At 36.7% G+C, this 12,241-nt stretch carries 8 protein-coding genes; 7 read left to right on the forward strand and 1 reads right to left on the reverse strand.

Annotation, left to right across the window (positions count from 1 at the left end; translation table 11 throughout):
- The first annotated feature begins 33 nt into the window (after positions 1-33).
- From ACIFOT_RS00255 to ACIFOT_RS00270, 4 genes are read left to right on the forward strand one after another with little or no spacing between them, the layout of a single operon-like run.
- On the forward strand, positions 34-1,131 hold the full coding sequence (locus ACIFOT_RS00255) for a Wadjet anti-phage system protein JetD domain-containing protein (RefSeq protein WP_430060430.1): 1,098 nt from the start codon (positions 34-36) through the stop codon (positions 1,129-1,131).
- The gene (locus tag ACIFOT_RS00260; RefSeq protein ID WP_430060433.1) at positions 1,122-2,636 is read left to right on the forward strand and encodes a hypothetical protein; all 1,515 of its coding nucleotides are present in this window, start codon (positions 1,122-1,124) and stop codon (positions 2,634-2,636) included. The genes ACIFOT_RS00255 and ACIFOT_RS00260 overlap by 10 nt, the downstream gene beginning before the upstream one ends.
- Complete coding sequence (locus ACIFOT_RS00265; protein ID WP_430060436.1) at positions 2,633-3,379, forward strand: DUF6063 family protein; 747 nt, start codon at positions 2,633-2,635, stop codon at positions 3,377-3,379. Before ACIFOT_RS00260 ends, ACIFOT_RS00265 begins: the two co-directional genes overlap by 4 nt.
- Positions 3,357-7,820, forward strand: coding sequence for a hypothetical protein (locus ACIFOT_RS00270; RefSeq protein WP_430060439.1), 4,464 nt, complete (start codon positions 3,357-3,359; stop codon positions 7,818-7,820). Before ACIFOT_RS00265 ends, ACIFOT_RS00270 begins: the two co-directional genes overlap by 23 nt.
- Before the next feature lie 413 nt (positions 7,821-8,233).
- On the opposite strand, the gene hcp is transcribed toward ACIFOT_RS00270, so the two are convergent.
- On the reverse strand, positions 8,234-9,907 hold the full coding sequence (gene hcp, locus ACIFOT_RS00275) for a hydroxylamine reductase (RefSeq protein ID WP_430060810.1): 1,674 nt from the start codon (positions 9,905-9,907) through the stop codon (positions 8,234-8,236).
- A 444-nt stretch (positions 9,908-10,351) separates the two neighbouring features.
- Here hcp and ACIFOT_RS00280 point away from each other — a divergent pair, with 444 nt between their 5' ends.
- From ACIFOT_RS00280 to ACIFOT_RS00290, 3 genes are all read left to right on the forward strand, one after another.
- On the forward strand, positions 10,352-10,546 hold the full coding sequence (locus ACIFOT_RS00280; RefSeq protein ID WP_430060441.1) for a hypothetical protein: 195 nt from the start codon (positions 10,352-10,354) through the stop codon (positions 10,544-10,546).
- Between the two features lie 391 nt (positions 10,547-10,937).
- A complete protein-coding gene (locus ACIFOT_RS00285) occupies positions 10,938-11,471 on the forward strand; it encodes an imm11 family protein (protein ID WP_430060444.1) in 534 nt (177 codons plus the stop codon).
- A gap of 164 nt (positions 11,472-11,635) precedes the next feature.
- Entirely contained in the window at positions 11,636-12,139 is a 504-nt protein-coding gene (locus ACIFOT_RS00290) for a DinB family protein (protein ID WP_430060447.1), read from the forward strand.
- The last annotated feature ends 102 nt before the right edge of the window (positions 12,140-12,241 follow it).

Raw genomic sequence — 12,241 nt, forward strand, 5'->3', positions numbered from 1 at the left:
GATGTCCAAATTGGATAGTAGGAGTCTATTTCTATGAAACTAAGAAGATTTAAGCAGGTGAATACCATCGATATCATTGAAACACGGGTGAGAGGTTTTATTGGAGACATTCAGCATCCTAAACAAAAAAAGAAAATAAATATTAACGATTTAGAACTTCAGTTGCGCAAGCTTTTAGATGATTATTATGAGATGGATGGTTATACATTGTTTTATCGTGCCATTGAAATAATGCAAATGGAAGGACAACTTATCCCTATTCAAAATAATCAATACAATGGAAGAACCCCAGCACTTGCCTTATATTACTGGGTTAATATAAAAGTTCAGGAAAACAAATGGGATCGTCTTGAGATGATGAAATTAGGTGATCAGTTTGATTTTTCCTTTTATGAACGGCATCCCGAATGGCAAACGATAGATGAATGGGTACGAATCCAGAATGTATATGCATTTCTCCAATCCAGTCAGGAACGGGAAATCGTGTCAGTCGAAGAAAGAAGCCTGGAGCTCTTTGGCCATGAAAAATTCTTACTCGACGGTGATAGTTTTCCTGATGGAAAAGGACTTTTAGATAGAATTGGAATATCAGAAGAGCAGCTTAAAATGGTAAACTACGGGGAGCCTTTTGTATTTTGGATGAAACAAGGGAAGGAAATAAAAGATATTCAGCGAGTACTGATTGTCGAGAATCTATCTTTCTTTCATACTTCCATTAAGTTATTGGAAGCGGGTCAACTAGATTATGAACCTGAACTGATTATTTATGGTGAAGGGACTAAAATTGAACGGAGCTTTTCCTTTTTCTTTCGAATGTTTCCGCCAAAATCCTATCTTTTCTATTACGCAGGAGATCTTGATGCCGCGGGATACGGGATCATCATTCGGCTTATCGAAATATACCCGGACTGCTGTATTCAGCCAGCCTTAAAAATTTATCGCAAAATGCTTGAATGTCTAGAACAAAGGAATGACCAAAAACAAGGCCAAACACAAAACATCCAATACCGTGATTTATTCTTTCAATGGTTTACGGAAGAGGAGCAAGAGCTATTAGGGCAATTATGGCAGGAAAATAAGCGGATCCCACAAGAGGTGTTAACAATAGAAACATGGAGGAGATGGACGTGAACGAATCATGGGAAGGCTTCGGCAAGCGTTTGCAACGATTAAATCCTCTGTTTGAGCTGGGGAGGGGAATGGAAGTGGGTGAGCTGAAACCTCATATCCAAACCATTCTCATGCAAGTGCTCCTCACAATTTTTTATAGAGAATTAAATGATGATGATAATAGACGTAAATCAGACATCAAATATATCGTTGAAGACTCGATTAAGCAAATGAAGCTTTTAGCAGACGATAAGCAAATTGAACGGATTACAAGCGGGCTTTTATATCAGGGAAAAGAAGAGTATAGTAAACCCTTTGAAGCCTTATATTATGATGAAATAAAACAATCCTGGGAGACGCAAACATTTCGGTATGTCACAATGGATGAATTATATACGAATTTAGAAATTGGCGGATCCATTGTTTATAAACTCACAGATGTCGCTCAGGAAATGATTTTTATGAGCAGGGAAATGGCTGAGGAATTCTCAATCACGATTGAACAACTCTATAGTATGCAGCTGATTAAAAATGGTAATTTTAGAAAAGCTACTCGAAACCTCGATCACCTCATTTCACGCGTAAACCGCTTAATGGCAAATGAATTCACGTTTCAAAAGGAAATGATCAACAATCCCAAAATCTTATTGATAGAAGAGGAATGGCAAAGGGCTGACAATCGTGTTGAAATTGAAAAACAATTTGAAGAGGAAAAAAATCACTTCCGTACCATTACTAGTATGATAGAAAAGACAAAACGAAGAAACGAAGAAGATGATTATATTCAGAAAGAATTGATTCTTCTGCAAGAAAAAATAGGCCATACAAGGCAATTGCATGATCGTTTTGCAAAGCTAGTCATTCAAAATATTTCATTTGAGATGAAATTAAAAGCGGAAAACCCTTCATTGTTTTGGGAAAACAGCCTGGTTTCATTTCGAGAACATTTTTATGAAAATTGGTTCATGAAGGAAGGCGTTCATAGTTTTGAAACTATAGAAACAGTACTTTCTCCTTTATTTTCACCGAAGAATGAATTTATTTTGCCATTGGATTGGATTTGGGGTGAACAAGAATTCGATGAAAAACAACTAACGGATGCAGTAATGGAAGATGAGGCAGAAGAAAGCATTACTCGTCTGCGAGTGACAAACTGGGATTCTGTTATTAAAGCATGGAGTTATGTTTTTCAATTTTTACAAACAAACGGAGAGTTTTCGTTAGCTGATCTAGCAGAGTTGCCATTAGAAGTGCAGGATTTATGGTTTGAAGAATCTGAAACAATTGATTTGTGGATGATGTTCGATAAAAAGCCACTGAAGGTTCAAGTGCTGCATCGAAAGGAAGAAACCTTAAGCGATGAAAGGGAAATTCTTCTTTATAAACTAATGAAGGAATATCCGCAATTTCAAGTGTTTGAAGGCTCGAAGATCTATACAGTGTTTGATCATCGGGCGGAGCCCTTCCTATGGTATCAAATGAAAATGACTCCTTTTAAAATATATGTACAGGAGGAGAAACAATGAATGCAGAAAGTATCAAAAGAGCATCAGCTGTCTATTTTTCACTATTAAAAGATAAAGTCATCGACGAAGACAGTGAACACTTCCAGACCTATTTTGATCCAGAAGTAAGACAGACAGTTCTTTTATTAGCCGACGAATCAGGTACATATATCATTGAATCGCCTAAACGCATTCACTTAGTTGTCCAGCCAACCGGATCCGTCTTTGCTACGAATTTTACCCATTTGAAAGAAAAGCATCGGCAAGTGGAAACGAAAAAACACTTCCATCTTATTAGTGTTGTCATTATGTCTTTTTTAGCAGCCATAGACCGAAACCAGGCTGCAAAAATCCGTACGCAGCGGGAAGGGATTAGCTATTACACATTAGAACGGCAAGTCAACGACTTAATGATGAAATGGGAGAGCATTCTTAAAGCTATACCTTCCTTCGGAGAAGAAGAACGAATTGATATGAAAGAAGTTGTGACCACATGGAAATACATGGAGGTTGACACGGACGATTATGGGATTAAAAAAGGCAATAGACGAACCCGAATCGGTTTAATTGCCGGCGCTATGCGCTTACTAGAGACAGAGGGGTTGATCGTCATTCTGGATCGGGACGATATAGCTAAGGTGATTCCAAAACAAGAGCTGTTTGAGCGAATTGAATACCTGTATCACGATTATGATCGGTATGAACTATTAAAAAAATTGATGACGGCGGAGGAGGATATGCATGCCGAAAATCCATCGAATTAGAATTGTCGGCCTGAAGTATGATGGCATGCAAAAGTCATACAAAGATACCACTTTTAATTTCCATAATGATGAGACATCAACAAATGGCCTCATTGCGATGATGAATGGGGGTGGAAAAGGTGTGTTCCTTCAGACCATCTTCCAAATCCTCAAACCTGGAACTTCATGGGGAAAACAGAACAATCGTTATTATCAGCAGTTTTTCTTTAACAATAAAGAGCAATTTATTCCATATACCTTTCATGTTCTTATTCAATGGGAATTGGACGGTGCTGACCAGCGGCATCTAGTAACGGGAGGAATGTTCTCAGCTGAGCAGCGGGTCTCATTGAGTGAAGAAAGTGGAAATGAAAGTAAAACATTGGAACAGGAAGCAAAAATCCTCCCTAATATTACATTTTATACAAGAGAATTTGAACGGAAAGAAGAGGCAGCTCTTGAACATATTCCACTCTATGAAAATGATGAGGTTGCTGAAACCGAAAGCTTGAAGGACTATTTAAAATGGAATGGATATGACGTTTACCGAGACACGAAGAAGCACTATCGCATCCTAGATACATATGGAATTAATCGTAAAGACTGGGATATTATGAAGGACATTAACAAGGATGAAGGCGGAGTTGGCAAATACTTCGAGGGAGCTGAGGATGATCATTCTCTTTTCCAAAAACGAATCATACCTACTGTTAGTCAAGTCTTACATCGGACCGAACATCAAAAGAACGATCTTGTTGAGATTTTTAAGAGCCAGGCAAGTATTGCTAAGGATCTGCCAGTTCTCTTAAAAAGGGAGCAAGCCCATAAAGAGTTTTTAGAAGACATTGTCCCATTTGAAGAGCACTTAGCTAAAGGAGCGGAACATAAAGAAATTGTTCATGCCAGTATACAGGCAGGCAGGCAACTGCTTGGTGCCTTAGAGCATTTGAAGCAATCGGAAGAGGAAACGCTGCTTACCTTAGAGAAAGACATGGAGAAATTAACTGTAAGACAAGCGGATTTACGTTACCAAAATGATAATTTAGAGTTTGCAAAAGCTCACAGAGAGGTCATGAATTGGGATAAGAAATTAGTGGAAGAAAGGGAGAAACATACCTCCATCCAAGCGATCGTTAAAGAGAAACAGGAACGAAAAGAACAATTGGTCTTTCAGTTATTATTAAAAGAGTGGAGTGAAAATGAACAAACGATTCGCTCCCTTTCTCAGCAGATAGCGACATTGGAACAAAATAGCGGCTTAGAGCAAGTAAATCAAAGAATGGATGAAATCAAGCAAGAAGCTAAAAAGCAATGGGAGCAATCCTATCTATCGATACAAGAAGCTGTTAAGCAGTATTTGGGGTTTCAAAAGTTCTTAAAGAAAAAAGGAACAGAGTTAGCTCAACAGGATAAACAAAAGACAAAAGAGATTGCTCAGCTAAGTACGGAAATTGATTTTCTGTATACACAAATGCATACTTTTGAGTCTAAGGAAGTGGCACTTATCCAAGAATTTGGCGACCGCTTAACCTATGACTTAAGGGGATTGATCGAGAGTCTTTTTAAACAAATTGAAGACAAAAAGGCTAGATTAGTAGAGTTGCAAGCAAAAGATAAAGAATCTAGTGAGAAGCAAAATCAGCTTGCCACTTCGCATGGTACGCTCGTCCAATCCATTCAGTTTTCAGAAGAAAAATGTGAAGATTTAAACAAAGCAAATGAAGAGCAAAAGCAAAAAGAGGCAAAACTATTAGAAAAGCTTCTTGGTTTAATAGATGATGTCACAGCGCGGTTTACTCACTCGCTCTTATCGAAATATGCAATACAAATAGAAGAAATACTAGGTAATAACCGAGGACAAGCTGAACAGATTAAAAAAGAATTATGGGTAACACAACTCGACCATTCCTTAAACGATGAGCCCTTCTGGATCGCAAATAAAGACGTGAAAGAATTAAAGGAATGGATAGATGAGAAGACTGGAATTGATGTGTTTTATGGAACCCAATTTCTCCAATCCTTACGTCCAGAGGAAATGGCGCATACCCTTCATACGTATCCGCTCCTTCCATACGGGTTGGTCGTAAGCGGGCAGCAATGGCAAAAGATTAATCAGCAGGTTCTTACCGGTAGGATGTTTAAAAGTCCTGTTCCGATTTTCTTGCGTGAGGAAATGAACAGCGAACATCACCAGCCATCGTTTGTGATTATTAATGGAACCGAGAAAGAGCTATTAAGTGATAAAAATCAATTCACTAGCTGGAAAATAAAGATTGCTAAACAAATAGAAGAAAAGAAAGATGCTCTCGATGAAATTGAAAAAACAGAAGCCTCCTTACGTCGTATTTTAAAAGAAATCGATCGTTTTTTATCAAGTGATCTTTCAATTGATATCGAAAAAGCTCTATATCAGGAACAAAACTCACTTCTGTCTCTGAAAACGAAATTACAGGAAATCAAAGCGCAAGAAGAAAAAGAAAAGGAATTACAGCTGGGGTTAAAAGAACAGCTTGAAAAGACAAAAGGCAGGATAGAAAAGCTTACAAGAAATGTAGAAACCTTGGAGGAGTTTGATCAAGACAAGACTCTTTATCAAGAAAATAAACGGGTAAAACTAGAAAAAGAGAAACAACAGGAAGCCTTGACCATTCAGCAGCAAGAAATAGGAAAAGAGCACCAAAAGACAGTTGAACTGCAAAACCAGTGGAATCAAACGTATGTAGAATGGAAGCTTACAACCGAACAAAATATAAAGGAGATTAAGTTCTTTATTGAAGAAGCGGTTTATCCTGCTGATGAAAAAGCAGACCAATGCGAAGATGTCCCTCGGTTATCACCACATTTTTTACAAGAGATAAATGGTAGTATCGAAGAGCTAAAACAGCTCCAAAAATCAAAAGAAGAACAGGCCAGAGAATTACTTGTTCTTCAAGCAAAAAAAGAAACCGAACAAAAGCAGCAAAAGAAATTAGAGAAAAAACTCAATGCTTATAATCAGGATTGGAATAAAGCTCCAGAACCAGATGAACCCATGAGTATATTAGAAAATATGCTGCAAACAGCACAGAAGGAAGTAAAGACAGCAGAAAAAGAAGAACGGGAACAAGGAACAGCTGTAACAGTGGCGGAAACATCCTTAAAGCACGCGATTGAACAGCGTGATAAGTCAGGAAAGAAAGTCGAAAAGCATGGAAAACAACCTGAACAATGGGCAGATATTGATTTAGAAGTAAAGGAAGTAGAAATTAAAGACCAAACGAAATTAACGAAAGAGGAAGTAAAGCAGGCAGAGAAACATCATAAAGAAACGGAAACCAATATTGCAGGCTTCGAAGGTGATTTGTTAACCTTATCCGTTATCCTAAAAGAGGAAGCCGCAGCATTTACGAATAATGATTTAGAACAAATTAAGAGTCTAGGTAAAGCATGTATCATATCCTGGTGCGAAGACCATCAAGCTATTCAGGAAAAAGGTCAAGAGAAGCATGCGAAAATCGATCAATCATTGCGTAATTTAAAGCTCACGATTGAAGGCAAAGATTGGGAGATTCGTTTTAAAAATGAAGTTTTAACAACACTAGACCATATGGATACAAGGCATTATGCGCATATCCAGACCATCGTTAAAAACATGAAACGTTTTTCACAAAGTGGATTGGAACAATTAGAACGCGACAAGGAAAGAGCGGAAAAGGCTCAAAACTTCTGGGCCAGCCGTGCCAGCATGAAAGTGATGAGCATATCAGAGGCCATTCGTTCCATGATTGCGAAGATGAAGCTGAAAAATGAACGAGGTTCTTTTCCGCTCGTCCAGCTCAAAGAAGACATTTTACCTAAAAAGGCTGAAGATATCGAACCACTGCTGAAGCAGCACTTTGTAGCTGCCATTAATAAAATTACCAAACAATTTGATATGATTGATGATCATAATCGAGCACTAGATGAAGAAATTAAACAACTGATTAGTGATGAGCAAATATTATTTGTATCACTTCGAAATCGATATCCAGAGCTGCTCGTCTATAATATGCGGACAGATAATGCCTTTATGTACGGGAAACCGCAAAAAGAGCATTATTCAACCTGGCAGACAATTAATCAAGGTTCTAAGACGAAATCCGATGGAAGTGGAGGACAGAAGTTATCAGCCCGAATGGTTATGATGATGATGTTATTATCGGTTAAAAGCGAAACAGATCAAAGCTGGGTTCCTTTAGTCTGTGATAATCCGTTCGGACAAGCTGCATCGGCACATGTCCTTGACCCGATCTTCGCAGTTGCCGAAAAACTGAAGTTCCAATTCATCGTCGTCACTCCGCCCGAACTTGTGAAAACGGAAATCAGTCAAAGATTTGATGCCTATTATAAATTGGACTTTATTCGTGAAAAAGGAAAAGAAATTGTTTCAGACACGATTGTTCCAGCATTTCGGATTTACCAGGGAGAGGGAGTAGCACAATAAAATAACACAATGAAATCGACTTTGGGATCCCCAATTAAGCAAATAAAGGGTTCCGTTTTCGGGTGCATTCTTGCCTTTTTGGCTTTTTTTATAGAAGTAAGAGGCAGATTTGTTCAACAAACTCATTATTAAGTGCATTTAAATAAAAATAAAAAAACCCATTCCTTGGTGATTCGTTAAGAATGGTTTAACACCGCCAAATCTATTGTCAGTTGTTTTAAGTTTACTTTAAAAACTCTATGATTTTTTGGAAATTCTTTGTGTTTTCAGTGATAAATTCCTTTAATGTATCTAAATTAAATGTCAGTAGATGATTTTGCTTTAATATATAAACGGAAAAATCAAGGGAAAGTCACTGACTTTCCCTTGATCATTCATTTTATCCTTCATCCCAGACGGGATTAGGACTATTATTAAACTAATATACTTTCTTGAATTTCAATTGAGCTGTTCATGAACATTTCCATATCGTCTTTTGTATTTGAAATGCCGCCTACACCAAAATTCTCAATTAAGAAGTTCGTCACGTTTGGTGATAAGAAAGCTGGTAATGTTGGTCCAACGTGAATATTTTTCACACCTAAGTAAAGTAAAGATAAGAAAACGATAACCGCTTTTTGCTCATACCATGCGATATTGTAAGATAACGGTAATTCATTTACACTTTCTAATCCGAATGCATCTTTCAGCTTCAATGCAGTCATGACTAGAGAGTAGGAATCGTTACATTGACCGGCATCAAGTACCCTTGGAATTCCGTTGATATCACCTAAATCTAGCTTATTGTATCGATATTTTGCACAACCGGCTGTTAAAATGATAGTATCTTTTGGAAGCTCTTCGGCAAACTCTTTATAATAGGTTCTGCTCTTATGGCGACCATCACAGCCAGCCATTACAAAGAATCGTTTTATATCACCCTTTTTCACAGCTTCTACAACTTGATCAGCTACTTGAGCCACTTGATTATGCGCAAATCCTCCAACAATTTCACCGTTTTCAATTTCTACTGGTGGTTGGCATTTCTTTGCATGCTCAATAATAACGGAGAAATCTTTTGTACCATCTTCATTTTTAGGAATATAGGTTACACCCGGGGCAGCAGTTGACCCAGTTGTATACATTCTTCCTTTATAAGATTCCTTTGGTGGAACAATACAGTTTGTTGTCATAAAAATAGGACCGTTAAAGCTCTCGAATTCACGAGTTTGTTCCCACCACGCATTTCCATAGTTACCGACAAAGTTATCATATTTTTTGAATGCTGGATAATAGTGTGCTGGAAGCATTTCACTATGTGTATACACATCTACTCCCGTGCCTTCCGTTTGTTTTAATAACTCTTCCATATCTTTCAGGTCATGACCGCTAACTAAAATTCCCGGATTTTGACGTACACCAATGTTTACTTTCGTCATTTCAGGATGACCATACGTTGATGTATTTGCTGTATCTAAAAGCTCCATGGCATGAACGCCGTACTTTCCACATTCCATTGAAAGTTCAATCAATTGTTCCATACTTACTGAATCATCTGTGATCTTTGCAAGTGCTTTTTGCATAAAGGCATCTAGCTCTTCATTTTCATAGTTAAGATTTGCTGCATGCTCTAAATATGCAGCCATTCCTTTCAAACCGTAGGTCACTAACTCTCTTAATGAACGAATATCTTCATCACTTGTAGCTAAAATACTAACTTCATGAGAAGCAGATTTCATTTCAAGCTGATTATTTGTTTCACCATACCAAGTGACAAAATCGCTATTGTTGTCTAAAGTGCACCCTGCATTTCTGATTGCCGCTTTAATTTCTTCCCGGAGTTTTAATCCTTCTCTTACAGTATTAAAAAATTCATTTTTATCCCAATTTGCATTTGTAATTGTCATAAAAAGACCATTTATGATAAACTGATCTGTTTTCTTTTGATTAATCCCGACTTCACGAGCCATTGTATTCACAATCGCGACTCCCTTAATCGTGTAAATCAATAAATCTTGCATATTTGCTAAATCATCTTTTTTTCCACATACTCCAACAACTGTACAACCTGTTCCTTTTGAGGTTTCTTGACATTGGAAACAAAACATACTCATTTATAATTTCCTCCAGTGAATGATTTTCGATTTCTAATTTTTCTTCTATAAACACTTTCTCTTATTTAGTGTGAATTATTGAATAAGTATCATAAGCGATTAAAAATATAATCAACTTGTTTACGTTGTTATTATAAATTCCTTAATTTTAAATTTGGAGTTCTTTATGAATCTGTTCACAAACAAGTCAAAAAGATTTGAATACTTCATGACAAAAAGGACAAGTGGATGGGGTTTGAAATAAAAACCTAGTTGAATACAATATTTGGTTTAAATTGAACTATCAGTAAGATTTAGGACCTTATTTAAAAAAAATTTGAGCTTGTGAAAATTTTTCTTCTTGTACTAACGGAGCAGGCTAGTTGAAGAAAGGAAAATTTAGGATAATTGTCGAATAAGGATTTTAAGAAAGATATATTGCTTTTGGGGGATAAATTTATGACAATCCCATTTTTGTACATAGGTTGGTTTTTAATGCCAATTCTGTCGGTTGTATTTTGTCTTAACCTAGTTTCTGTAATTAAGAAAGTTAAAAAAGATGAGAAAACGACTACTAATACTTTATGGATGACAATATCATTTACATTTATCGTATGGAGTATTGCGATTGTAGCTTCTGAAGGTATTTATTAGACAAACGGTTCGTCGCTATAGATGGGATGGCTGCGGTAATCCTGTTTTTTTATTGAGCTACTATGAAAATAAACTTCTCTAACTCCGAAAAAAGACAAAGCTAAAGAAGACCCTGCTTAATTGTTAAAAAAAAGAGAAGAGCGTTAATTAGTAAGTCTATGGATTAGAGTTGACTGGATTAAGGTCAGTATCAGTATTGACATTTCCTAACCATTTTCATTCTCTGTGGTGCAGCACTGATTTTGTGCTGCATGGATGGCTAACGGGTGCTTGAGTTTAAGAAAGGGTTGCTGCGGCGATCCTTTTTTCTTGTTGCACTAACGATGCAGATTAATTTAAGAAATACACCTATGATATTATTAAGTAAATATCGTTTAATGCAGGTGATACTATGTTTTGGATTTGGGCAATTCCTGATAAATACCCTAACAAAAGAATTGGTGAATACATTAAGGGTTCTAGTACAGATAGATTCGTTTTTAGACAAGGTAAAGTGATTAGCGAAGCTGTCATTTCACCAAAAATCGTTTTTGAATGTTCGGAAAAATATTTATCAGATGTACTACCTAACAGTGGTCAATTAATAGTCGTTTCAACAAAGGTTTTAGATATATTGCAGGATGTTTGCCCTCAAGATATACAGGTATTTGATGCAAATGTTTTTGTAGGAGAAAAGAAAATTCCTAATTATTATTTAATAAATATTGTTAATGCTGTAGAGGTGATTAACAAAGAGGCATCAGAATTTACAACTATTAAAGGAACCAATGCAATACTTGGTTTCGAAAAAATAGTTTATAAAGTAGACGGTTTGGGACAATTTAATTTAGTTAGAAATGCTGACTATCATTCTCATATTTTAGTTTCAGATTATATAAAGAAAAGATTTGAAAAGGAAAAAATAAAGGGGGTGCAATTCAACTAACGGGTGCAAGAGTTGAAGAATGGGATGGCTGCGGCGATCCCATTTTCTTTTTGTGCTAACGAAGCAGGTTAGCTGAAGAAGGATTATTATAAATAAAACAGCATATATATATTGTGGCATCAAATGTCAATACGAAAAACAAGTGGAAATGGAGGGAATTTAATATGACACACCCAGCATTAAAAATGTACAACTACCACGTATGGGCAAATGGAGTTATAATTGATCGTTTAAAAGAACTTCCAAAGGAAGTTTATTATAAGGAAATTCAAAGTGGTTTTTCTTCGGTATCAAAGGTATTGTCTCACATTTATCTCACAGATTATGCATGGTTTGACATTATCTCAGGTAAAAGTATGAATGATGCAATGGCGGTCACGAATCAATTAAGAGAACAGGTGGAAACGAAAAGTATTGAGGAAATGAAAAAAATATTTCAAGACTTATCCGAACGAAACAAAGCACTTCTGAACAGTCAAGAAGATATTGAAAAGTTGATTGTGGTGGATAATCCATATGCTGGGTTGCTTGAAACTTCTATTTCTGAATCGGTACTACACGTTGTCACTCACGGATCATATCACCGTGGCAATATAGCTACTATGTTGCGACAAATGGGGCACACCTCCGTTATGCAAGATTTTGGACTTTACCTATATTCAAAATAGAAGAGAGTAACTCAAGCACCATCCACTTTAAATGGACCAGTTCTTCAACTAACGGGTGCAAGAGTTAAACAAGGTGTTGCAGTGGCAGCATCTTTTTTCTAA

The organism is Neobacillus sp. NRS-1170 (genome assembly GCF_050468025.1).